Below are 23,292 nucleotides of genomic sequence, written 5' to 3' on the forward strand. Positions count from 1 at the left end.
CTTGCTACGCTTCACCCGCGAAGTGCCTTCCCGTTCGGCAACCTGGACTCCATACAAGTCCCAGTTTCCCTTACAGGACAGGCACTTCGCCTCATTTGCAGCCCGTGTCGCCCACATCCGCATGAAAGACCCAGGCTAGTGCCCGGTCAAACCGGCGATCGCCGGCTTCAGGTGCGTTGTGTAGTCAATGGCCCGTCATCCGGCGATTCGCAGGGGGCAAGCCCGGTTTGGTGTGAGATACACGAACACGTTTGACGGTGTTGTGCTCTCCCGGTTTTCACTTGCCGCCGTAGCTGTCTGATCCTGCGAAGGCGGGAGATTGGAGCCAGGGGGAACGATCCCCCATACCTAAAGCGTACTCACGCCACTTTGCCTAGCTGACCTGCTGAGTTCATCATTGAAACCGACTCATCGGGTGCCAGCAAGGCCGAGATCCGAGCTCGCTGCGACTCGGTCAGCGGCGGGGCCTCTGACACGATCCTGGCGATGTACTCGGCTTGCTCCTGTGACATGGGGGCAAGCGTACGAACGGACCCCACGGAATGCAGATTGACCGAACTGCGACACGCTCAGGCCCACTCGATGGCCGTGCGCCTCACGGCCTCTTCCATCCGCTCATCGCCGGTCGACCACCGGGTCAACCGCCGTGTCGGCCTGCCAACCTCGATCTTGGCGAACAAAGTCTTGATCACCGACCGGCGGGCGGCCACACTCAACCGCTTCCACCGGGGCCGACCCACCTCCACGGTGAACTCCCCATCCCCAACCAGGGCCAGCAGAGCACCGGAGTGCGACGCCTCTGCCTGGCGCTGGCGCGCGGCCTCCAGGAGCGGCATGGTGTGCCGCTCCTTCATCGCCAGCGCGTCCGCGCTGATCCCGCCGTCCGGATCGGCGAAGGACACCCTCGCCTCTCGCAACTGGAGGTCGAGGCGAGCCACCTCGACCTCGGCCACCCGCGCCGCCTCGTCCCCGCGGGCGAACACCTGCCGGGCATCCGGTCTCGCCAGCCGGTGCATCACCAGTTCGGTGACGAACGCCTCCAACTCGTCGGCGCCGATGGACAGGCACGAGTCGGCATCGCACTTGTACCTGCGGGCACGGTCGGCGCGGCCTTGCATGGCGAGCCGGCCGCCCTGCTCGCAACCCTGGGCCAGCACGATGTAGGACAACAGGTGCTTGGTGGCGCCGGGGGCCGCCTGCCTGCGGCCCGGTGCGGACAGCACCGACTGGGCGCGGTAGAACGTCACCTCGTCCACCAGCGGCGGCCAGTTCGCGTCGTGCAGGACGCCGTTGTGCGAGCGCTTCCCGATGTAGCGGGGATGAACCAGCTTTTTGATCATGTTGCGGCGCCAGGGGCCACCGCCGGGCGCCGTGATCCCCCGGGCGTGCAAGTCCCGCATGATCGCAATCAGCGGGTCCTCGCGGGCGATGCGCTCGATGATCTCCCGCACGACCACCGCGTCATCGTTCGGGACCTCGGTGAAGATCTTGCGGTCGTCCGGGTCGTACCGCCTGGTGTAGCCGTGGGCAGCACGGCCATGGGCCTTACCTGCCAGCGCGGCACCGGCAACACCGCGGAGAACATCCACGCTCTTTATCTCGGACTCGTAGGCAGCGTCGGTCCCCGAGTCGTGCAGGATCTTCCAATCGCGGGGGATGGCAAGGTCATAGCTGCGCTGATCGCGGATGACGTGGATCCGAACAGCATGCTTGCGGCAGCGCTCCAAGAAGAACGCCCACGTGCTCGGGGTGCGGTCCCCGCGGCTGGAGTCCCACAGGACCACGATGTCCAGCTTGCCCGCGGTGACATCGACAACCAGCTCGGACCAGCCGCCGCGCTCCCGGGTGCCGAACCGGGACGCGCTCACCGTGTCGCCGTAGTCCAGCGGCACCCATCCCTCCCGGCCGCACGTCTCGTGCGCCTCCCTGATCTGGTCCTCGATGCTGACCTGTTTGCCGTGTGACTGCCTGGCGTAGCACCCGGCCTGTAGTCGGTCGTCTTCCTTCGACGGGCGACGACCTGGCGTAGTAGCGTCCATGTGTGTATGGTAGCCCCACAGCCCCCGGGTCCTCGGCGTCGTGCACCGAGCCGAGCATGCGGTAGCAGTGCGCGAGCAGCTCGCGCCGGTATGGGTCGGCCTGGCTCAGGAAGTCGGGCTCCACCGGCTTGTCCGCGACGTTCACGACGCTCCTCTCGACTGGCCTCACCAGTCAAGACCAGCCGGCGTGGAGAAAGCCATCGGTCCGCGCCAGGGGGCGGGTCGGCGACGCACCGGGGGCGCTTACCCGAGGTGCACGGTGTTCGAGGGCGTGGAGCACGGCCTCGCCACGAACCAGCACGCCGGTCCGAGATTTCTTCCGCGGCGACCGATGAGTTCCGCGGTGGCCGGCGTTACACCGGCACATCCCGTTCATCGGAGCAAGGAGGAGTCATGGCGAAGGTCGCATCGAGCATGTCGGTGTCCCTGGACGGCTACGTCACCGGCCCGAACGACAGCCGCGAGCACCCACTGGGCGAAGGCGGTGAGCGGCTGCACCGCTGGCTGTGGGGCGAGGACCACACCCCGGCCGACGCGGAGGTGATCGGCGAGATGGTCGGCGCAGCGGGAGCGGTCGTGATGGGCCGCCGCTCGTACGACTTCTGCGAGGGCGACGGCGGCTGGGGCGACGGCGGCCCGGTGGGTGACACACCGTGCTTCGTGGTGACCCACGAGCCGCCCGCGACGGCGTCCCCGGTGTTCACGTTCGTCACCGACGGCGTGGCGAGCGCGATCGCCAAGGCCAAGGCCGTGGCGGGCGACGACGGCTGGGTGGGCCTGCACGGCGCGACGACCGCCCAGCAGGCGCTGGCGGCCGGCCTGGTGGACGAGGTCCAGGTCCACCTGATCCCCGTCCTCATGGGCGCGGGCGTCCGCCTGTTCGACGACATCGGCGGAAAGCCCATCTCCCTGGAGCGCACCCGCGTGGTCGAGACCCCGCAGGCGACTCACATCCGCTTCCGCGTGGTGCGCGACTAGTGTCCCCCGCCGGAAGTTCGTCACTCGATTCGCCGGCCCAGCTTCCTGCCGGCGGCGTTGCCGGTCCACCCGAGTACAACCCGGTACGAGGACGAACCGGCGCCTTGCCAGCAGAAACCTGGACTCGCCGACTCAAGCAACAGACTCCCGGCGGGGGACACTAGTAGGTGACATGCTTGCCGCCGTCGATGATCACGGCCTCGCCCGTGACCAGGTCCATGCCGAGCAGGCCGAGCACCACCTGCGCGACGTGCTCAGGGCCCGACGTCCGGCGCAGCGGCACCGACTCGCGCTCTGCCCTGGCCCGCTCGGCGAACCCGGTGACACCGTGGATGTCGGTCTGCCAACGCGTCGCCACCGTCCCCGGCGCGACAGCGTTCACCCGCACCTCCGGTCCGAGCGCGACCGCGAGGTTGCGGGTGAGCTGCAGCAACGCCGCCTTGCTGACGCCGTAAGCGATCGACGAGCCGCCCGCCCGGTAGCCGGAGATCGACGCGATGTTCACCATCGCGCCGCGGGCCGCCCGCAGGTCCGTCGCGAACGCCCGCGCCAGCCGGAACGGGCCGAGCACGTTGACGTCGAGCACCCGGGCGAACGCGTCGTCGGTCAGCCCGTCGAGGTCCTCGTGCGACATCCGGAACGTGGTGGCGGCGTTGTTGACCAGCACGTCCACCCGGCCGAAGCGCACGCGGACCCGCTCGGCGAACGTCCGCACCTGGCGGTCGTCGCCGACGTCGGCCCGCTCGGCCATCGCCACGCAGCCGAGCCCCGTCAGCTCGTCGACCACCGCGGCCGCGTCGTCCGCGGAGCGGGAGTAGTTGACCACTACGCCCTTCGCGCCGGCGCGGGCGAGCGCCAGCGCGGTGGCGCGGCCGATGCCGGTGCCGCCACCGGTCACGACGGCGACCGTGTCATGCAGGTCCATGTGACGCCTCCTCGGCCATCCGGCGCACCGTGGCGGTCACGCCGTCGGCGACCAGCCGGTCGGTGGCCTCGGCCAGCAGCTCCAGGAACACCACGGACCCTCGCAGGGATGCGGGCAGGAAGTCCAGCTCGGACAGTCCCTGGTGGCGCAGGAAGCCGGCCAGCGCCAGGCAGATCAGCCGCGGCTCGCGACCGGAGGCGAGCAGCTCCTCGGCCGGTGCGAGCAACCGCTGCGGCAGCTTGCGCGGGCCGTCGGCGCCGATCTGGGCCAGCCGGTGGGTGATCCGCGGGTTGCGCAGCCGGCCGAGCAACGTCTGGACCTCGCGATCACCGACGACCAGGCCGAACCGGGCCAGCGACGCGCCGGTCTCCTCGATCATCAGCCGGGACGCGTAGGCGGCGAGCTCGTCCCGCCCGGCCACCTCGGCGGTGCTCGAGCAGCCGGCGAGCATACCCAGGTAGGCGAGCGCCGAATGGGTCCCGTTGACCAGGCGCAGCTTGGCGGCCTGATGTGGCGCGATGTCGGTCACCAGGGTCGCGCCGGCCCGGTCCCAGGCGGGCCGCCCGGCGGCGAAGTCGTCCTCGATCACCCACTGCCGGTACGGCTCGCCGACCACCGCGGCGCGATCCTCGAGGCCGAGCCCTTCGGCCACCGCCGCGAGGTCCGCGCCGGTGGTGGCCGGCACGATCTGGTCGACCACCGTGGACGGGAACCGCACGTGCTCGGCGACCCAGTCGGCCAGCGCGGTCTCGTGCCCCAGCAGGCAGAACTCCCGCACCAGCCCGGCGACCAGCGTCCCGTTGTCCGGCAGGTTGTCACACGACAGCACGGTCAACCCGCCGTGCCCGCGGTGCCGGCGCCGCCGCAGCCCGCCGACGAGCTGGCCGATCACCGTGCCCGGCGACCGGCCGGTGAGGTCCGACGCGACCTCGGGGTCCGCGGCCCGCAGCCGACCGGTCGCGGGGTCGTGCCGGTAGCCGGACTCGGTGACCGTGATGGTCACGACCCGAATGTCCACATCGGACAGAATGGTGGCGAGCCGGTGTGGCTGGGTGGTCGCCAGCAGCACCTCCTGGATGCTGCCGACGACCCGGAGCCGCTCGCCCTCCGCGTCCCGCTCGGCCACGGTGAACAGGCAGTCCTGCGCGGCGAGCGCGTCGCGGACCGCGCCGGAGCGCTGGCCGACCGCGCAGATCGCCCAGTCCCCCGGCTCGGCGAGCATCGCCTCCTGGGTGAGCACCGCCTGGTGGGCCCGGTGGAACGCGCCGAGTCCCAAGTGGACGATTCCGGTGCCCGCCTTCGGCAGGTCGCCGGCGTAGGATGCCCGCGACAACCGAAGCCGGGCAGTACTCACCGCGCCGCCGGGATCGACGCGGTGTAGCCGGTGGCGTCCACCGCGGTGATGTCCACGTCCTTGCTCTCCTCCGACAACCAGAACGCCACGAACGATACCGCCGCGGTGCCGATCATCCAGACCGCGACCAGCCAGCCCGTGCCGCCGGCCTGCGCGACCAGCGCGGCGGCGATGAGCGGGGAGAACCCGCCGAGCGCGGCGCCGATCTCGCGCGACGCGGCGAACCCGGTGTAGCGCACCCGCGCGCCGAACAGCTCCGCGTAGAACGCCGGCTGCACCGCGATCATGGGCGCGAACCCGAGCGTGGTCGCGATGATCAGCGCGACCCAGATCAGCACCGGCTCGCGGGTGTCGAGCAGCAGGAAGAACGGGAACGCCCACACCGCGGTGAACACCACGCTGAACAGGTTGAGCGGGCGGCGGCCGATCCGGTCGGACAGCTGCCCGAACACCGGCTGCAGCGCGATCACGAGGACGCTGAACATGATCACGCCGGTGAGCCCGACCCAGCGGTCCAGCTCCAGCGTCTTGGTGATGTAGGTGAGGCTGTAGGTGGCGTAGATGTAGACGACCGCGGTGTCGCAGATGTGCGCGCCGATGCCGATCAGGAAGTTGCGCGGGTAGCGGCGCAGGGCGTCGAGCACCGGCAGCGACACGGTGGCCTGCTGGGCGGTCATCCGGCGGAACACCGGCGACTCGGCCACTCGCAGCCGCACGTAGAGCGCGACCGCGATCATCGCGAAGCTGAACAGGAACGGGATGCGCCAGGCCCACGCGAGCACCGTCGCCTCGCCCAGCGACTCCACCAGCAGGAACACGACCGTGCCGGAGAGGAGTCCGATCTGGACACCCGTCTGGGCGAACGAGGTGAAGAACCCGCGGCGCGCGGCGGGCGCGTGCTCGGCGAGCAGCGTGGACGCGCCGCCGAACTCCGCGCCCGCGCCGAGGCCCTGGCACATCCGCAGCAGGGTCAGCAGGATCGGCGCGGCGATGCCGATCGAGTCGTAGGTGGGCAGCAGGCCGATGAGGCCGGTGGACACGCCCATCACGAGGGTGGTGATGACCAGCGTGGACCGCCTGCCGATCTTGTCGCCGAGGTGGCCGAAGAGCAACCCGCCGAGCGGGCGGACGGCGAACCCGACGCCGAAGGTGGCGAAGCCGACGATCGTGCCCGTGGCCGCGTCGCCGGTGACGAAGAACAGCTCGTTGAACACGAGCGTCACGGCGAACCCGTAGATGAAGAAGTCGTACCACTCCAGCGCGGTGCCGACCACGGACGCGCCCACCACCCGCCGGAGCTCCTTGGGCTCGGTGCCCTGGACCGCTTCCGTGGTCCCGTCGTCGTTGACGGTCATGGTCGCTCCTCCTCTGTCCTCAGTAGACCGTTGAGCTCGCGCCAGGTCGCCGCTGTGATGGGGATGCCGTCGCGTTCGCGCTCGTGGCGCACGCGCTCCTCGGGCTCGCCGGGCACCAGCACCTCCTGGTGTCCCTCGGCGAGCGGGGTGCCGGTGAGCTCCTGGCAGAACCGTTCGGTCTGCTCGCGGAACTCCTGTGCGGGAAGGAACCCGGCGATGTCGAAGGCCATCAGCACGGTGCCGAAGCCGCCGCGGTAGCCGGGCATGCTGCCGATGCCGGTGCCGGACACCAGCCCGCCGACGATCTCGATGAGCACGCTCAGCCCGTAACCCTTGTGCCCGCCGAAGGGCAGCAGGACGCCGCCGGCGTAGAAGTCGGCCGGCTCGGTGGACACCCGGCCCGCGGCGTCGAGCACCAGGCCCTCGGCCACCTGCTCGCGCCGGTCGCGCGCGACGGCGAGCTTGCCCTCGGCGACGCCGGAGGTGGCCCAGTCCATGACGACCGGCGGCTTGCCCTCGGCCCTCGGCACCGCCCAGGCGAGCGGGTTGGTGCCCAGGCGTCGCTCCCGGCCGCCGTAGGGCGCGACGGTCGGGTCGGCGTTGCCGAACGCGAGCGCGACGAGGTCGTGTTCCGCGAGCGTGCCGACGTACTCGCCGAGCCGGCCGACATGGTTGCAGTCGCGGATGGCGGCGACGCCGGACCCGTGGCTCCCGGCCAGGGTGCGGAGCTCGCGCACCGCGTGGCCGGCGGCGAGCTGGCCGAACGCGCGGCGGCCGTGCACGACGACCGTGCCGGGGCGGGTGACCTCGGTCTTCGGCTCGGCCCGCGGGTCGATCTGTCCACTGTGGAGCTGCCGGACGTACTGGCCGAGCCTGCGCACGCCGTGCGAGTCGTGGCCGAGCATGTTCGACTCGACGAGCGAGCGGGCCACCACCTCGGCGTCCACCGTGGACGTTCCGTGTGCGACCAGGACGCTCGCCGCCAGCCGGCCGAGCTCACCCGCGTTCACGCGCATCTGTTCCACCTGACGAAATAGCGTTCCATCTACACGCGGACATCGTGCCACGAATCGCCCGCCCTGTGAAGCGGGTCACAGCTCTGGGTCGGTTCAGCTCTTGCCGAGCGCCCGCGAGACGTCCCGGGCCGCCGCGGTGACCAGCGCCGGCAGCTCGGTGTTCTCGCTCGTGAGGTGGACGAGGGCGGCGGCGGAGAGCCCGCCGAGGACGTCGCCGGTGTGGTCGAAGACGGCGGCGCCGACCGCGCGGACACCTGCCTCGTTCTCCTCGTGGTCCTCGGCGTAACCGTGCTTCCGGACCTTTCTCAGCTCGGTCAGCAGCGCGTTCTCGTCGGTGAGCGTGTTCTCCGTGCGCGCGGTGAGGCCGGTGCGCCGGGCGAGCGCGCGGACCTCGTCGTCGGACATGGTGGCGAGGATGGCCTTGCCGATCGAGGTGCAGTGCAGCTTGAGGCTCATGCCGACGCGGGAGGCGAGATGGTAGGGCTTGGCCCCTTCGAGCTTGGCGACGTAGACGGCCTCGTCGCCGGACAGCAGCGCGAGGTGGATCGTCCAGCCGGTGCGTTCCTGCAGGTCACGCAGGATCGGGCGGACCTGCTCGGCGATGTCGAGGCGCTGGAGGAAGCGGCCGGCGAGGCTGAGGATGCGCGGGCCGCCGACGTAGTTGCCCTGACCGTCGGAGCGAGCGAAGCCGTGCCGGACAAGGGTTTGCAGGATGCGGTGGACGGTCGGTTTGGGCAGGCGGCAGGTGGCGGCGATGTCGGCGATGCGGGAGTGGTCGGCGAGAGCCTCGAGCACGCTCAGGGTTTTGTCCGCCGCCGACTGCGGCTCCTCGTCGCGCATGCGACCTAATGTAGATGGGTATCGATCACCGGCGCTGGAGGTACCTGATGACCTACGACGTGGCCAAGGTGCGGGCCGAGTTCCCGGCGCTCGCGGAGGGCGCCGCCCACTTCGACGGCCCGGGTGGGTCGCAGTCGCCCGCCGCGGTCGGCTCGGCCGTGGCGGCCGCGTTGACCGCGGCGATCGCCAACCGCGGCACGGTCACTGCGGCGGAGCGCCGGGCGGAGCAGGTCGTGGCCTCGGCCCGCGCGGCGGCCGCGGACCTGGTCGGCGGGGTGCCGGCGGGGATCGTGTTCGGCCGCAGCATGACCGCACTGACCTACGACTTCGCCCGCGCGCTGGCGAAGGGGTGGGGCCCCGGCGACGAGGTGGTGGTGACCCGGCTCGACCACGACGCGAACGTCCGGCCGTGGGTGCAGGCCGCCACCGCGGCCGGCGCTTCCGTGCGGTGGGCCGACTTCGACCCCGCGTCCGGTGTGCTGTCGGTCGACTCGGTCGCCAAGACGCTCTCGCCCCGAACCCGTCTGGTGGCGGTCACCGCGGCGTCGAACCTGCTCGGCTCCCGTCCCGACGTGCCGTCGATCGCCGCCGCGGCACGTTCGGTCGGCGCTCTGACCTATGTGGACGGAGTGCACCTGACCCCGCACGACGTGGTGTCGACCGCCGCGCTGGGGGCGGACTTCTACGCGTGCTCGCCGTACAAGTTCCTGGGCCCGCACCTGGGTTTCCTCTACGCGGCGCCGACATTGCTGGAGATGATCCATCCGGACAAGCTGCTGCCCGCGTCGGACGCCGTGCCGGACCGGTTCGAGTTCGGCACCCTGCCCTACGAGCTCCTGGCCGGCACCACCGCGGCGATCGACTTCCTGGCCGACCTGGTGCCCGGCACCGGTTCCCGGCGCGAGCGCCTGGTCGCGTCGCTGACCGAGCTGGAGAAGTACGAGTCGGTGTTGCTGGACCGGCTGGACACGGGGTTGGCGTCGATCCCCGGCGTGCGGCGCTTCGGTGCTTCGGACCGCCACCGCACCCCGACCGTCCTGTTCACGGTCCGCGGCCGCACCCCGGTGGAGGTGTACGCGGGGCTGGCCGGGCGGAACGTGAACGCCCCGGCCGGCACCTTCTACGCCCTGGAGTGCGCGAAACGCCTGGGAATAGCGGAAACCGGCGCCGTCCGGGCCGGTATCGCCCCGTACACCGACGACTCCGATGTGGACCGCCTGCTGGCCGGCGTCGCGGACCTGGCCGGCTGAGAGAACCCGCGAGTCCCCCGTTACGGACCCGCGGGTGTGGGGTGGGCGGGGTCAGGCGTGCAGCGCCTCGTCCACCGTGGGGTGGACCGCGAAGACCTGGTCCAGCGCGGTCACCTGGATGGCTCTGGGCACCACGGTGCCGGTCGCCACGACGGCCAGGGGGGTGCCGCGCTCGGTGCACTGGTTGTGCAGCTCCACCAGCAGCGCCAAGCCCGCCGACCCGATGAACGTCACGGACGACAGGTCGATCACCAGCGGACTCGGCGCCGAGGAGACCTCGCCGACCGACTCCAGGCGCTCGCGTAGGACGGGCACGGTGGCGAGGTCGAGCTCACCCCTGACCGACACGACCACAGCCGCGCCGCGGGCGTCGATACCCACCGTCAGCAGATCTGAAGAACCCACGTCGCCTCCAGCCAATCGCGAGACCGGCGGACAGCGTACAAAGGTCTCGTCGAGTCCGAGCCTGCCAGGTCCCTCCAACGACCACCGGGCTACGCCGGGGGTACGACAGATCCGGGCGGTCGCGCGACCAGCGCCCCCAGCTCCCCCATCGCGACGTCCCGGAATGCGGCCGTGACCAGCAGCGACTCCAACGCGCTTAGGCACGACCCGAGGTCCGACCGGGCCATCGTGTCCGCCCGCGCCGAGGCGCCGGAGCCGTCGACGGCCAGCGCGAGCCCACCCGCGGACGCGGCCGACGAGGTCAGCGTCGACCCCTCGGCGACGGCCCGCAGCTTGGCCTCCGACGGCAGCGCCCAGTCGCGCCTGGCCAGCCGGGAGTCGTCGAAGCACGGGAACGAGTCGGTGTCCACGGCCGACGCCATGGCGTCCGGGTCGTAACGCGCGAACCGGTGCGAGCGCATCGTCATCCGCCACGCCTGCTGCACCAGCTCACCGAACGACGGCACCGCGAGGTCCAGCACGACCACGCCGTCCTGCGCGATCGTCGCGACCACGTCCCGCCGGTCGGGGTAGAACCGGTTGCTCACCACGGCCCGCAGCCCCGTCACCCGGCTCCCGGCCAGCGTCCCGACCACGGCCGCCGTCGCGGCCAGGTACACGGTCGCCGCGCTCACCCCGTGCCGCGCCGCGATCGAGTGCGCGGCGACATCCATCGCCGACGAGCGCAGCGTCACCGACCACGCGGTGCCCGGCGGGCCGACGGGAGGCGGCTCGACCCGGCGCAGCTCGTCGGTCCAGAACCGCACCGCCCGGGAGGTCAGCCGGGTACCGGACACCGACCGCTGGAACGCCGCGTCGTCGGCGGGCTGGGCCGCCGACCGCACCGGCAACGCCCCGCGCAGCAACAGGCCGAGGTCCTTGACGACGATCTCCGCGCCGTTGTGGTCGACCGCGAGCGGCCCGGACACGAGCACGACCTGCCGCACCGCCGCACCGTCCGGCGGGCCGGCCGTCACCAGCCCGACCCGCAGCGGCCACTCCTCCTGGTCGTCGAACGGCCCGGTCAGCTCGTCCGCGGACAGGGCGGGCCCGCAGTCCACCGCCAGCGTCCCGTGGTCGGACACCCGCTGCTCGTCCTCGCCGGCGAGTCTGGTGCGCAGCGCCTCGTGCCGGCCGACCAGCTGGGCGAGTGCGTCGGCCACCCGAGGAACGGGTAGGCCCGGCAGGTCCAGTACCCGGACCTGGGACGATGCGGATGCGGTCCGTCGAACGTGCCGCTGCCCCCAGGTGAGCGGGGCGCCGCGGCTCCGCTCGCCGGTGAACACGATCTTCATTCGACCTCACCTTCGCGGTGGGTGGTGCGATGAAGCTGCCGGACGGCGGGCGAGTCTGGCACGCCGTGGTAAGCGGGACAAGGCCCATCCGCACGACATGGTCGGCAACCCGGACCCGGCATCCCGCGCCGCTGGTCGTGCCCGGCTGTGCAGCCGACCTGCTCGCTCGTGCAGTCGTCCTGGTGCCCGGGCAGGGCAGGCGGCCACGCTCGGGAGGCAGCTACCGAGACGACCGCCGTGGAGGCACGCCGTGAGCAAGCTCTCGCCCGAGCAGATCGCCCAGTACGCGCACGACGCCGGGTTCCGCGGCCAGGACCTCACCACCGCGGTGGCCGTCGCGCTCGCCGAGTCCAGCGGCCGACCCCAGGCGCACAACGCCACCCCGCCGGACGACTCGTACGGCCTGTGGCAGGTCAACATGCTCGGCGCGCTCGGCCCGGAGCGCCGCCGCCAGTTCGACCTCGACTCGAACCGCGAGCTCCTCGACCCGGAGACCAACGCAGAGGCCGCGTTCGCGATCTCCGGCAAGGGCGAGTCGTTCCGGCCGTGGACCACCTACACGAGCGGCGCGTACAAGTCCCACCTCGACGAGGCCCGCCGCGGTGTGCAAGCGATGCGGCGCGGCGACGAGAAGGGCGGCGACGAGAAGGACACCCGGCGACCCGGGAACGGTGACCCGAGCGGCGGGTTCCTGGTCGACCCGGACGCGCTGACCGACTACGCCAAGCGGGCCAGGACCATCGCCGACGAGCTGGCCGCGATGCGGACGAAGGAGCTGCACAAGGTCCGCTCGCTGGCCGATGACAGCTTCGGGAGGATCGGCAAGGAGACGGGCTTCGCCGATGCGCTCAACCGGTTCGGCGAGTCACTGCAGCGCCAGGTGCGCGGGGTCCGCCACAACGTCGACACGCTCGCCGGATCGGTGGCGAGGACGGCCAAGCACTACCGCGAGCAGGAGGCTGACATCGCCGACGATCTGTTGCAGCTGTTGCGGGACAAGTAAGGTCACTCCGACCGGTGAAACCGGACGGTTCGACGACGCACATCGTCCACATACACCCACACTGAGCTGCACAAACAGACACACGATTAGGCCGAAAGGGTTACAACTGGCATCTGGGAACACGGCGAGACCAACCACCGATGCCCACGGTTCGGACAGGTGCCGGTACTCTGAGCTACGTGATGATGACCGGTTGAATATCATCGCGAGGGCGAGAAGTAGTTGACCGTGTACCGCGTGTGTCGAGCACTGCCCGGTCGACAGCGAGCGGGGGGAGCTTCCCCGCCACCCGGGGCGGGAACGCCGTCGTAGTCGACACGGGGGTTGACGTTGAGCCAACGGACGCCGGGATTCTCCGCCGTGCTGGCGGTCCCGGAGTTCCGCGCGCTCTGGTTCGCCGAGGCCCAGTCCGTGTTCGGCGACCAGCTCGCCAAGGTCGCGCTCACCATCCTGGTCTACGAGCGCACGGGCTCGGCACTCTGGGCCGCCGTCGCCTACGCGCTCACCTTCCTCTCCGCGCTCGCCGGCGGGCTCGGCCTGTCCCAGCTCGCCGACCGGTTCCGGCGCCGCCAGCTCATCGTCACGTGCACGTTGCTGCAGGCCGGCGTGGTCGGCCTCATGGCCATCCCGGGCATGGGCATCGTCGCGCTCTGCGCGCTGGTCTTCGCCATCGGGCTGATCCAGTCGCCGGCCGCGGCCGCGCAGAACGCGGTCACCCGCGAGGTCTTCACCGACGACGAGCTCTACCTGCGCAGCCAGGACCTGCGCGGGATCACCACCAACACGCTCATGCTCGTCGGCCTGGCCGGCGGCGGCGTGCTCGTGGTCGCCATCGGCACCAGCTGGGCGCTCGTCATCGACGCGGTCACGTTCCTCATCAGCACGGCCGTGGTGCACAGGTACGTGAAGAACCGCCGGGTCGCCGGCAACAAGACCGACGGCTGGTTCGACTCGGCGCGCTGGGTCTTCGGCAACAGCAGGATGCGGGTGCTGCTCACGCTGTCCTGGCTCGTCGGGCTCGTCGTCATCCCCGAGGGCTTGGTCGCGCCGCTCGCCCAGGAGCTCGGCGCCCCCAGCGCGGCGGTCGGCTGGATGCTCGCCGCCGACCCGCTCGGCTTCGTCATCGGCACCTACGTGCTGTCCCGGTTCGTCGCCGCAGAGCACCGGGTGCGGATCATGGGTGTGCTCGCCGGGTGCTCGTCCGCGACACTCGTGGCGTTCGCGTTAACGCCGCACGTCGCGTTCGCGATAGTCCTGTTGGCACTGGCCGGAGCCTTCGGCGCCTACCAGATCACGGTCAGCGCCACGTTCAACACTTTGGTGCCCAACGAGATCCGCGGCGGTGCGTTCGGGGTCATCCGAACAGGGCTGCGGGTGTCGCAGGGCATCGGTGTGGCCATCGGCGGGGCGGTGGCGCAAGGGATCGGCTCGACCACCACGACGATCGCCCTCGCGGGTGTGCTGGGCGTCGTCATCGCCATCCCGGCGACGGTGGCTTGGGCGCGGCTCAACCGATCGGTCGGAAACGCCCGAATCGTGCCGAACTTGAATACGCTGCCCTCATGAGTGGTGTGCCTGTCGGGGAATACCAGGCAGGAGGTGCAGCGGGCGGGATCAGAGGTCGCGGTCCCTCATCGCGATTCACCTCCATGGCGGGGTCACCAGAGCCGAGTTGGTCATCCCCCCAGGACATTCTGTCAGATACTCACAGGTCACGATTTGACATCACGGTTCACCTCCCGCTGGGACGGGACAGCGTCGGAGGGTGCCGCCCAGGCGGTACCGGCCGTTGGCGCACGCGAATGCTAGCCGGTGACGCCGAGGCTTGGCGCTCAGCACCTTCGGGGCACACTTGCGTGTGACACGAAGGGAGGAACACAAGCCCATGAGTTCCACCGCTCGCGACGGGCCCAGGCGCACTTCACCTGGTAAAACCCCTCCCAACACGATGACTCCCAACACCATGAACGGCGACGGAACGGGATCAGCGGAGCGTACTCAGGGCCACTTACCTGTTTCACCGACAAGTGTGAACGATCAGAGCGAATCGCAACACCACGGAAGCCGATTTGTAGTGCATCTGCGTCAGTGGGCCTTCTGGCGGCAGCGGCCGAGGCTGATCGCCTACATGCTGACCTGCGAGTTGGCGGCGATCACCTGCATCGTGCTGGCGACTGTGACCGCGCCCACACCGATCGGGTCGGACTGGCTCCGGCTCGCGGCGGTCGCCATCTGCGCGACAGTCCACCTCCAGCTGTCCCGGCGGCAGGAGGAGCGCAGGCGTAGCCGCAAGGTCACGGTGCAGATCGACCTCGTCGGGATCTGGTCGTTCGCCAGCGTGGTCGTGCTGCCCGTGCAGCTTGCCCTGCTCGGCATCGTCCTGTCCCGCACCCAGCGCTGGTTCGTCGCGCGCCGGCCGCTGTACCGGTTCGCGTTCTCCACCTCGAGCGTGCTGCTCGCCGCCGTGGCCACCCACCAGATGGTCACCGCGTTCGGCCCGCGGAGCTGGTCCGACCTGTCCGTGCCCGACTCGATCACCGAGTTCGGCATCCTGCTGCTGGGCGGGCTCGTGTACTTCTCCGCGCAGGCGGCGGTCATCGGTATCGGCGCCATCCTGCTGAGCACGTCGCGACCCACGATCCGGACCGTGCTGGGCACCAAGGACGACAACGAGCTCGAGGCGCTGACGATCGCGCTCGGGACGGTCGCGGCGATCCTGCTGGTGAACCTCCCGGCAGCGCTCGCGATCATCGTCGTGATCAGCGTCATCGGCAACCGGATCGCCGAGGTCAGACAGCTACAGGTGGACGTGCGGACCGATCCCAAGACCGGCCTGCTGAACATGCGCGGCTGGCGGGAGGGCGCCGAACGGGCGCTGTCGCGGGTGGAACGGGCGAACGGGTCGGCGGCGGTCCTCATGGTGGACCTGGACCACTTCAAGTCGATCAACGACACGTGGGGCCACCCGGCCGGCGACGACATGCTCGAGTACGTCGCGCACGCGCTGCGCGGGGCCACCAGACCCAGCGACATCGTCGGCCGGTTCGGCGGCGAGGAGTTCGTGGTGCTGCTGCCGGAGGCGGACGCCGGCGAGGCCGAGCAGGCGGGCGAGCGGATCCGCCGGATGATCTCCGAGCTGCACGTCCCGACCACCGACAAGCGCGGCGGCCCGGTGGCGATCACCGACCGCACGACGTCGATCGGGGTCGCGGTCTACCCCCAGCACGCCACCGGCCTCGGCGACCTGCTGCAGGCCGCGGACGCCGCCGTGTACGAGGCGAAGGAGAACGGCCGGGACCAGGTCCGCCTGGCGTCCTGACGGACCCCTGCGGGACCGGCCACCGCCCTCGGGTGGCGACCCCGGACCCGAGTACTACCGGCGGGTAATACCCAGGTGCTCACTTGCCGCAAACAAGCTGAGCCGGGTGATCGCGGCGAGTAACCTTCGAAGCCATGGGGACCCGATGATCGGGGAGGCGTCGGACGGCCCGCCGCCGGGGGGCGGGCGGGTCGCGACCGGCATGCCGCGGCTGCGCTGGCTCGTCGTCATGATCCTCGCCGCCGCCGCGTTCGCGGTCATCGCCTCGCGACCCAACCCGCCGGTCACCCACCCGCCGACCGGGGACGTCGCCAAGGTCCAGCAGGCGATCGAGGACCAGCTCGACCCCGGGTCCGGCCGGGACCCGATCGCCGCGCTGCCGAAGGACTTCAACACGGTCAGCGGGCGCGACCCGATCCACGTGAAGGCCCCGGACGGCACCACGCGTGCCGTCCACCCCGGCGGCGGCTGCTCCTCCCCCTGGGGAGACACCCGCTGGGACTACAGCGTCGGCTGCAAGGCGCACGACCTCGGCTACGACATGCTCCGCTACGCCGAACGCAAGGGCCAGCCGCTCGCCCCCGAGCTCCGCGAGCGCCTCGACGACCGGCTCTCGATGGACATGCACGCCCAGTGCACGCTCAACCCGCGCGGCGCACCGGCCGCCTGCGAGGTCGTCGCCTCGCTGTACACCGTCGGGCTCGTGGTCAACTCCTGGCACCAGCGCTGGGGCCCGCCGCGCAGCGAGCCCGTCGGGCCGTGGTCGGTCGCGATGGTCGTGATCATGCTGCTGATCGCGGTCCGCGCTCCCGCGGTCGTCCGGCGCGGGGTGCGGCACAAGCCCCGACCGGCGCCCACCCGGCCGCGGCTCGACCCGACCGAGCTCGCGCAGGCCGACTACCTCGGCTTGCTGCGCATCGTCAGCCTCACCGGCATCGTGCTGGCCGAGTCCATGCTCGCGTTCACCATGCGCGGCACCGCCGAGACCGGCTGGCTCTGGCCGCTGACCTGGCTCCTGCAGCTCGTCCCGCTGTTCTTCCTCGCCGGCGGGCACGCCAACCTCCTCGCCTGGCGGGCGGCCCGGGACGCGGGCGCAGGCTACGGCACCTACCTCGTCGGCCGGATCGGCTGGCTGATCCGGCCGGTGCTGGCGTTCGTCATCGCCTGGCTCGTCGTCCCGCTCTCGCTCGAGCTGCTCCGGGCGCCGGACGACGCGATCACCGCGTTCAGCAGGCTGATCGTCCAACCGCTGTGGCTGCTCGGGCTCTACCTGCTCGTCGTGGCGGTCACCCCGGCCATGCACCGGCTGCACCGCGGGCTGGCCTACTCGACCCCGGTCGTGCTGCTGGCCGCGGTGGTCGCGCTCAGCTTCTTCGGCGGGTCGGTCGCCGCGCACATCGGCGGCGTGCTCGTGGCGCTGCTGTTCGGCCAGCTCGCCTTCCACTACGCCGACGGCACGCTGTGGCGGCTGCCGCGCTGGGTGCTCGTGGCCTGCGCGACCGGCGCGTTCGCCGGCCTCGTCGCGCTCACCACGCTGGGCGCCCAGCCCCGGCTCCAGCTCGCCGAGCCGACCGGGTACGCGGCGTTCGCGCCCTCGCTCGCCGGCGTGCTGCTGATCGGCCTCGCGCAGGTCTGCCTCGTCGCGCTCCCGCGGGAGCCGGGCCTGCGGGCGGTCGCCGCCGGCTGGCCGGCCCGCGCGATGACCGTGGTCCGGGCCGCGCCGATGACGGTCTACCTCCTCTACCTGTGCGCGATTCTGCTGCTCGAGGGCCTGGTTGGGGTCGCCCGCCGGGCCGGGGTGTGGGCCGGCGGCATCGACTGGCTCATCCAGCCACGCACGATGCTCGCGCTCGGCCTCATCGCCATGCCCACGCTGCTGTCGTTCCTGTTGTTCGAGCGCCGGTTCGATCGGCGTGGCCGGACCGCGCAGGAGCCCGAGCTCGTCGAGGTCACCGACGACATCACCAGAGACGAGCCGAGGACCTGGGCGGACACCGCGGCCGCCGCGCTCGGCGTGGCCTTCGGCACGGTCGGCGTGCTCGGCTTCGCGGTCACCGGCCTGTCCGGCTGGACCCAGACCTCGACGCTGCTGGGCCTGCCCATCGACCCCATGGCCAACCTCATCCACCTGCTGGTCGGCTGGTACCTCGTGCACTGCGTCCACCTGCAGACGAGCTCGCGGCCGAGCCCGTGGCTCGTCACCGCCATCGCCTGCGTGCCGCCGATGATCACGACGATGAGCGGCGTCGGGACGATCGTGCACGGGGCGGTCATGGTCGCGGCGCTCGCCGTCGCGGTGGTGTGCGCGCAGCCGACGCGGGCCAGGGCGCCCGCGCATCCGGTGCCGATAGGTGGTACAGGCCGCTGACCACACCTTCGAGGACCAAAACGCGCGCCGGTCCCGTCACGGTGAGCGACGTGTGCCACCCTACGGGACAACCTCCGGCCACCCCGGCGCGTCTCAACAGTGTCAGGGGACGGCATTCGGGGCCGGGGAACGACCAACGGGCGCTGCGGGAGGAGTCGGGGTGAACCATCGGCCGCCGAGGTCGGACGGCCGCGGAGCGGAGCGCGGCAAGCCGACCCCGCGCGCCGGTGAGCGCGCACCCGCGAACGCCGGCCGGGTCGTCGGTGGCCGGCCGGCCGGCGGGTCACGCCAGGAGCCGGTCCGCGAGGATCCCTACCGCCGCCCGTCCCGCACCTCCGACGCGCGCTGGCAGCCGCTGCCCGATCCGCCGACCGTGCGCCACGAGCCCGCACCGCGCGGCCAGCCGGCGCACCGGCCGCTGCTCACCGGCGGCAAGCTCGCCCTCACCGTCGTGTCGGTGCTCATCCTCGTCGTCACCGGCTACTACTGGCGCGAGCTGGAGTCCTGGAACCAGGACATGCAGACCGCCGACGTCATCGACCAGCCCCCCACCGAGCGGCCGGCCGACGGTGCCATCGACATCCTCATGGTCGGCATGGACAGCCGCACCGACGCGCAGGGCAAGCCGCTGTCCGACGAGCAGCTCGCGATGCTGAGCGCGGGCGAGAGCGACGGCGAGCTCAACACCGACTCCCTGATCATGATCAGGATCCCGAACGACGGGAAGGCCGCGGTCGGCATCTCGATGCCGCGCGACTCCTACGTCGACATCCCCGGCTACGGCCAACACAAGATCAACTCCGCGTACCTGCGGGCCAAGAACGAGGCCATGCGGAGCCTGCGCAACGAGGGCGTCTCCGACAAGCCCCAGCTCGAGGTCCGGTCCAACCAGGAGGGCGCGAAGAACCTCATCGCGACCGTCCAGGAGCTCACCGGCGCCACCATCGACCACTACGCCGAGGTCAACCTGCTCGGGTTCTACGACATCACCAGGGCCATCGGCGGCATCGACGTCTGTCTCAAGGAGCCGGTCGACGACTCGTACTCCGGTGCGCGCTTCCCCGCCGGCAAGCAGAACCTCTCCGGGGCGCCCGCGCTGGCGTTCGTCCGGCAGCGGCACGGACTCCCCAACGGCGACCTGGACCGGATCGTGCGTCAGCAGGTCTTCATGAGCGGCATGGCGAAGAAGGTCTTCTCCCAGGACATGCTCACGCCGGGCTCGGACACGCTCGACAAGCTGAAGACCGCGGTGCAGAAGTCGGTGGTGCTGGACGAGGACTGGAACGTCGTCCAGTTCGCCCAGCAGATGATGACCTTCACCGGCGGCAACCTGACGTTCAAGACCATCCCGGTCGGTCGTCCCGACCTGGAGACCCCCGAGGACGGGTCGGCGATCGAGGTCGACCCGGGCGCGGTCCGGTCGTTCGTGCAGGGCCTGCTCGGCACGAAGGAGCAGTCGAGCAGCGCCGCGCCCGCCCCGGGCGCCGGGGGCTCCGGCGACCAGGCCGGCAACCAGCAGATCACCGTGAACGTCCGCAACGCCTCCGGCCAGCAGGGCGTGGCCGACTCGGTCGCGACCGCACTCGCCGGGGACGGCTTCGCGAAGGGCGAGGTGGGCAACGCCGACCCGCGCGACGCCACGGTCGTCCGGCACGCCCAGGGCGAGCAGGACGCCGGCGACCGGGTCGCCGCGGCGCTGGGCGGGAGCCCGGTCGTCGAGGAGGACAGCAACCTGCCGCCCGGCACGGTGACGGTCCTGCTGGGCGGCGACTTCGACGCCAGCAACGTCGAGGCGAGCGGCAACAGTCTGACCAGGCAACCGCTGCTGCGTCTGGCGCCGGAGCCGGTGGGGCAGCCGCTGCTGCGCCTGTCGCCGGCGCGGGCGGGGCAGCCCGCGCAGCCGGACGCCTCCGGGTGCGTGAACTGAGCTGGTCCGTTCGGCCGGCATCGTCGGCCGGGTCACGGTGTTACAGAGCCATTCGGCGCAATTGCTCAAGCAAATTGTGGAAACCCGCGTAATCACTCGGCACTTGCTTGCTTCCTCTTATGTCGGCACCCGGTCTGGCGAACCGGGATGCCGCTCGGAGAGGGGCGAACGTGCAGCTGGACACAGCGACCTACCAGCGGGTTCTCGGCGATGAGCTGCGCCGCTTGCGCAAGCAGCGCGGCTGGACCCGCCGTGACCTCAACCGCAGGCTGCAGAGCGACATCTCACTCCAGACGCTGGCGACCTACGAGCTCGGCACCCGGCAGTGCTCCGTGGTGCGTCTCGTCGAGCTCTGCCTGGCGCTCGACGAGGTACCCCACGAGCTGCTGGCGCGGGTACACCAGCGGGTGTTCAGCGACTCCCCGGTCGGGCGGATCCGGATCGACCTGCGCAAGGTCGTTCGGGACGGCCAGCCGGAGCTGCTGCCGCTACGCCGCTGGGCGAAGGGAAAGCTGGCCGAGATCAACGGGCACCAGTCCCCGGACGTGTGCCTCGACATCTCGGCGCTGGAGCGGATGGCGGAGCTGTGCGGCGTCGAGACCGTGGACCTCATCGCGCGCCTCAGGCAGGTCAGTGGCCCCGTCCGCGACACCGAGGACTAATGAGCTCACCGGACGAGCGCGTAGTCGGCAGGCTCCAGCTGGCGGGTCCGCTGCCAGTACCGCCATGTGAACCCGGGCCAGATGGTCCGGTTGACCCCGTGCGAGTCGAGGTACCAGCTCGTGCAGCCGCCCTGGGTCCAGACGCCGTCGACGAGCTTGCGCTGGATGTCGGACTGGAACCGGGCCTGCGCACTCTCCTTGGGCTCCAACGCGGCCGCACCCGACCGGTCGACCAGCGCCATCGCCTGGGCGACGTAGCGGATCTGCGACTCGATCATGAAGACCACCGAGTTGTGGCCGAGCGCGGTGTTCGGGCCGAGCAGGAAGAACAGGTTCGGGTAGCCCGCCACGGTGATCCCGTAGTGGGTCTGGATGCCGTTGGTGCGCCAGTCCTTCGCCAGGTCCCGGCCACCGACGCCGGTGATGTTGACGTAGTCGAACGCGTCGGTCACGTGGAATCCGGTGCCGTAGATGATCGCGTCGACCTCGTGCTCGACGCCCGCGGTGTCCACGACGGAGCCGGCCAGGACCTCGGCCACCCCGTCGGTCACCACGTTGACGTTGGACCTGGTGAGCGCCGGGTAGTAGTCGTTGGCGATGAGCACCCGCTTGCAGCCCATCACGTAGTCCGGGGTGAGCTTGCGGCGCAGCGAGGGGTCGGCGACGGCCTTGCGCAGATGTCGGAGCGCCACCTTCTGCGCGAGCTTCATCAGCCCCGGCCGGCCGTTGAAGCCGATCGCGCGGGCCTCGAGCAGCCAGTAGATGACGTTGCGGTAGAGCCGCTGCGCGCCCGGGACCGTGCGAAACAGCCGCTTCGCCCAGCCCGGCATCGGGTGGTCGGGCTTCGGCATGATCCACGGCGGGGTGCGCTGGAAGACGGTCAGCTCGGCGACCTCCGGGGCGATCTGCGGGATGAACTGGATCGCGCTCGCGCCGGTGCCGACGACCGCGACCCGCTTGCCGGCCAGGTCGTAGTCGTGGTCCCACCGCGCCGAGTGGAACGCGACGCCGGTGAAGTTCTCGATACCGGGGAGCTTCGGGGTGTTCGGGATGTGCAGCCCGCCGATGCCGGACACGAGGAACCGCGCGACGAGCTCCTCGCCCGCGGCGGTCGTGACGTGCCAGCGGTTCTCGTCGGCGTCCCAGCGGGCGCCGGTCACCTCGACGCCGAAGCGGATGTGCCCGCGCAGGTCGTAGGCGTCGGTCACCCGGCCCAGGTACTGCCAGATCTCCGGCTGGTAGGAGAAGGACCGCGTCCAGTCGGGGTTCTGCTCGAAGGAGAACGAGTACATGTGCGACTGGATGTCGCAGGCGCAGCCCGGGTAGGTGTTGTCCCGCCAGGTGCCGCCGACGTCCCGCGCCTTCTCGAGCACCACGAAGTCGTCGCGGCCGTCGCGCTTGAGCTGGATCGCCATGCCCAGCCCGGAGAACCCGGTACCGATCACGACCGTGTGGAACTGCCTGGCCCTGGCCATCCGGCGACCTCCGTGGCATCGACTCCGCGCTACCTTACTCCGAGTAGGTTACTTCCGGTAGAGTGGCGCCGTGACCACCCCCGGGACCAAGCGCCACCGCATGCCGCGGGCCCAGCGCGAGCGGCAGATGATCGCCGTGGCGGAGGAGATCTTCGCCGAGCGCGGTTACCAGGCCTCGTCCATGGACGAGATCGCCGAGCGGGTCGGGGTCTCCAAGCCGATGATCTACGAGTACTTCGGCTCGAAGGAGGGCCTGCTGGTCGCGTGTATCCGGCAGGCCCGGACCGAGCTGCTGACGGCCACCATGACATCGGTCGAGGGCATCACCTCGGCCGAGGACGCGATGCGCGGCGGGCTGGTGGCGTTCTTCGCGTTCATCGACTCGCACCGGCGGTCGTGGGAGCTGCTGCGCCAGGAGGCCGCAGTGGCCGGCCAGGCGGCGATGGACGAGATCGAGGGCATCCGCCAGCAGCAGACCGAGGTCAACGCCGCATTGTTCGCCTCGTTCCTGCCGGACGTGCCGGACCGGGAGCTGGAGGCGTACGCCGAGATCGTCGTCGGGGCCTGCGAACGGCTGGCGACCTGGTACGTCGGGCGCGAGGACGTTACGGCGGAGGACGCGGCGGCGATCATCATGCGGATGCTCTGGTCCGGCCTTTCGGCCAGCACGCAGGGTCACCGCTGATCGATTATGGTCAGCTGAGCGTGTCTTTCCTGGTGGAAAGGTGTGCAATGGGGAACAGGGAGTCAGTGCTGCCGAGAGGGGCGGAGCAATGCCGGATCCGATCGAGGTCAACTACGTACCGGACGGGGACGACTGGCAGGTCACGGTCGTCGGCCGCGGGCAACGGCTGACGGGCAAGGCGCCCGGGCTGATCGCCGCGCGCGACCGGGCCGACCAGCTGGTGGAGAAGGTCGCGCCGGACGAGGAGCACCGGACGGTGGTGCACCTGCTGAACGGTGACGCCCTCCAGTTCACGACGGCCTACCTGACGGCCCGCCTGGCCAAGCCGGCCGCGCCCCCGCCGCCGGTGGCCGTCCC

19 protein-coding genes are annotated in these 23,292 nt (G+C 70.9%); 10 read left to right on the forward strand and 9 right to left on the reverse strand.

Annotation, left to right across the window (positions count from 1 at the left end; translation table 11 throughout):
- Positions 1-569: 569 nt before the first annotated feature.
- Positions 570-2,039, reverse strand: coding sequence for a recombinase family protein (locus GEV28_RS30795; RefSeq protein ID WP_291415966.1), 1,470 nt, complete (start codon positions 2,037-2,039; stop codon positions 570-572).
- Positions 2,040-2,432: 393 nt separating this feature from the next.
- On the opposite strand from GEV28_RS30795, the gene GEV28_RS30800 reads away from it, so the two are divergent.
- Entirely contained in the window at positions 2,433-3,017 is a 585-nt protein-coding gene (locus GEV28_RS30800; RefSeq protein ID WP_291415967.1) for a dihydrofolate reductase family protein, read from the forward strand.
- Positions 3,018-3,177: 160 nt separating this feature from the next.
- Here GEV28_RS30800 and GEV28_RS30805 read toward each other — a convergent pair whose 3' ends face one another.
- The 5 genes from GEV28_RS30805 to GEV28_RS30825 all read right to left on the reverse strand — a co-directional run bounded on the left by GEV28_RS30805 (position 3,178) and on the right by GEV28_RS30825 (position 8,507).
- Positions 3,178-3,942, reverse strand: coding sequence for an SDR family oxidoreductase (locus GEV28_RS30805; protein WP_291415968.1), 765 nt, complete (start codon positions 3,940-3,942; stop codon positions 3,178-3,180).
- Positions 3,929-5,275, reverse strand: a complete 1,347-nt coding sequence (locus GEV28_RS30810) for a mannitol dehydrogenase family protein (protein WP_291415969.1) — start codon at positions 5,273-5,275, stop codon at positions 3,929-3,931. Before GEV28_RS30810 ends, GEV28_RS30805 begins: the two co-directional genes overlap by 14 nt.
- 17 nt (positions 5,276-5,292) lie before the next feature.
- Positions 5,293-6,651, reverse strand: a complete 1,359-nt coding sequence (locus GEV28_RS30815) for an MFS transporter (RefSeq protein ID WP_291415970.1) — start codon at positions 6,649-6,651, stop codon at positions 5,293-5,295.
- Positions 6,648-7,667, reverse strand: coding sequence for an Ldh family oxidoreductase (locus tag GEV28_RS30820; protein ID WP_291415971.1), 1,020 nt, complete (start codon positions 7,665-7,667; stop codon positions 6,648-6,650). The genes GEV28_RS30815 and GEV28_RS30820 overlap by 4 nt, the downstream gene beginning before the upstream one ends.
- A 93-nt stretch (positions 7,668-7,760) precedes the next feature.
- Positions 7,761-8,507 (reverse strand): IclR family transcriptional regulator, encoded by a 747-nt coding sequence (locus GEV28_RS30825; RefSeq protein ID WP_291415972.1) that lies wholly within the window; start codon positions 8,505-8,507, stop codon positions 7,761-7,763.
- 47 nt (positions 8,508-8,554) lie between these two features.
- Between GEV28_RS30825 and GEV28_RS30830 the strand changes: the two genes are divergently transcribed.
- On the forward strand, positions 8,555-9,757 hold the full coding sequence (locus tag GEV28_RS30830; protein WP_291415973.1) for a cysteine desulfurase-like protein: 1,203 nt from the start codon (positions 8,555-8,557) through the stop codon (positions 9,755-9,757).
- Between the two features lie 51 nt (positions 9,758-9,808).
- On the opposite strand, the gene GEV28_RS30835 is transcribed toward GEV28_RS30830, so the two are convergent.
- Positions 9,809-10,162: an STAS domain-containing protein gene (locus tag GEV28_RS30835; protein WP_291415974.1), complete on the reverse strand. Its 354-nt coding sequence runs from the start codon at positions 10,160-10,162 to the stop codon at positions 9,809-9,811.
- An 89-nt stretch (positions 10,163-10,251) separates the two neighbouring features.
- Positions 10,252-11,496: a hypothetical protein gene (locus GEV28_RS30840; protein WP_291415975.1), complete on the reverse strand. Its 1,245-nt coding sequence runs from the start codon at positions 11,494-11,496 to the stop codon at positions 10,252-10,254.
- A gap of 250 nt (positions 11,497-11,746) precedes the next feature.
- Between GEV28_RS30840 and GEV28_RS30845 the strand changes: the two genes are divergently transcribed.
- The 6 genes from GEV28_RS30845 (at position 11,747) to GEV28_RS30870 (ending at position 20,775) form a co-directional block, all read left to right on the forward strand.
- Positions 11,747-12,499 carry a transglycosylase SLT domain-containing protein gene (locus GEV28_RS30845; protein ID WP_291415976.1) on the forward strand — a complete coding sequence of 251 codons (753 nt, stop codon included), beginning with the start codon at positions 11,747-11,749 and terminating at the stop codon, positions 12,497-12,499.
- A gap of 330 nt (positions 12,500-12,829) precedes the next feature.
- Positions 12,830-14,065: an MFS transporter gene (locus GEV28_RS30850; protein ID WP_291415977.1), complete on the forward strand. Its 1,236-nt coding sequence runs from the start codon at positions 12,830-12,832 to the stop codon at positions 14,063-14,065.
- A gap of 508 nt (positions 14,066-14,573) precedes the next feature.
- The gene (locus GEV28_RS30855; protein WP_291415978.1) at positions 14,574-15,818 is read left to right on the forward strand and encodes a GGDEF domain-containing protein; all 1,245 of its coding nucleotides are present in this window, start codon (positions 14,574-14,576) and stop codon (positions 15,816-15,818) included.
- 145 nt (positions 15,819-15,963) lie between these two features.
- The gene (locus tag GEV28_RS30860; RefSeq protein ID WP_291415979.1) at positions 15,964-18,186 is read left to right on the forward strand and encodes a phospholipase A2; all 2,223 of its coding nucleotides are present in this window, start codon (positions 15,964-15,966) and stop codon (positions 18,184-18,186) included.
- Positions 18,187-18,346: 160 nt separating this feature from the next.
- Positions 18,347-20,113: an LCP family protein gene (locus tag GEV28_RS30865; protein ID WP_291415980.1), complete on the forward strand. Its 1,767-nt coding sequence runs from the start codon at positions 18,347-18,349 to the stop codon at positions 20,111-20,113.
- A 170-nt stretch (positions 20,114-20,283) separates the two neighbouring features.
- On the forward strand, positions 20,284-20,775 hold the full coding sequence (locus tag GEV28_RS30870; RefSeq protein WP_291415981.1) for a helix-turn-helix transcriptional regulator: 492 nt from the start codon (positions 20,284-20,286) through the stop codon (positions 20,773-20,775).
- A gap of 5 nt (positions 20,776-20,780) precedes the next feature.
- On the opposite strand, the gene GEV28_RS30875 is transcribed toward GEV28_RS30870, so the two are convergent.
- The gene (locus GEV28_RS30875; protein WP_291415982.1) at positions 20,781-22,250 is read right to left on the reverse strand and encodes an NAD(P)/FAD-dependent oxidoreductase; all 1,470 of its coding nucleotides are present in this window, start codon (positions 22,248-22,250) and stop codon (positions 20,781-20,783) included.
- A 100-nt stretch (positions 22,251-22,350) separates the two neighbouring features.
- Here GEV28_RS30875 and GEV28_RS30880 point away from each other — a divergent pair, with 100 nt between their 5' ends.
- Together GEV28_RS30880 and GEV28_RS30885 are read left to right on the forward strand one after the other, a co-directional pair.
- A complete protein-coding gene (locus tag GEV28_RS30880) occupies positions 22,351-22,935 on the forward strand; it encodes a TetR/AcrR family transcriptional regulator (protein WP_291415984.1) in 585 nt (194 codons plus the stop codon).
- A gap of 88 nt (positions 22,936-23,023) precedes the next feature.
- Positions 23,024-23,292: hypothetical protein (locus GEV28_RS30885; RefSeq protein ID WP_291415983.1), on the forward strand; the 269-nt coding region annotated here is incomplete at its 3' end.

The organism is Actinophytocola sp., assembly GCF_009379765.1.
In the GTDB taxonomy this organism is placed as follows: domain Bacteria; phylum Actinomycetota; class Actinomycetes; order Mycobacteriales; family Pseudonocardiaceae; genus Actinophytocola.

Bases quoted from the DNA above. Each gene is read 5' to 3' on its own strand.
- GEV28_RS30830 (WP_291415973.1), top strand. From the start codon at position 8,555: ATGACCTACGACGTGGCCAAGGTGCGGGCCGAGTTCCCGGCGCTCGCG.
- GEV28_RS30805 (WP_291415968.1), bottom strand. From the start codon at position 3,942: ATGGACCTGCATGACACGGTCGCCGTCGTGACCGGTGGCGGCACCGGC.
- GEV28_RS30880 (WP_291415984.1), top strand. From the start codon at position 22,351: ATGCCGCGGGCCCAGCGCGAGCGGCAGATGATCGCCGTGGCGGAGGAG.
- GEV28_RS30875 (WP_291415982.1), bottom strand. From the start codon at position 22,250: ATGGCCAGGGCCAGGCAGTTCCACACGGTCGTGATCGGTACCGGGTTC.
- GEV28_RS30820 (WP_291415971.1), bottom strand. From the start codon at position 7,667: ATGCGCGTGAACGCGGGTGAGCTCGGCCGGCTGGCGGCGAGCGTCCTG.
- GEV28_RS30840 (WP_291415975.1), bottom strand. From the start codon at position 11,496: ATGAAGATCGTGTTCACCGGCGAGCGGAGCCGCGGCGCCCCGCTCACC.
- GEV28_RS30860 (WP_291415979.1), top strand. From the start codon at position 15,964: ATGATCGGGGAGGCGTCGGACGGCCCGCCGCCGGGGGGCGGGCGGGTC.
- GEV28_RS30825 (WP_291415972.1), bottom strand. From the start codon at position 8,507: ATGCGCGACGAGGAGCCGCAGTCGGCGGCGGACAAAACCCTGAGCGTG.
- GEV28_RS30800 (WP_291415967.1), top strand. From the start codon at position 2,433: ATGGCGAAGGTCGCATCGAGCATGTCGGTGTCCCTGGACGGCTACGTC.
- GEV28_RS30795 (WP_291415966.1), bottom strand. From the start codon at position 2,039: ATGGACGCTACTACGCCAGGTCGTCGCCCGTCGAAGGAAGACGACCGA.
- GEV28_RS30815 (WP_291415970.1), bottom strand. From the start codon at position 6,651: ATGACCGTCAACGACGACGGGACCACGGAAGCGGTCCAGGGCACCGAG.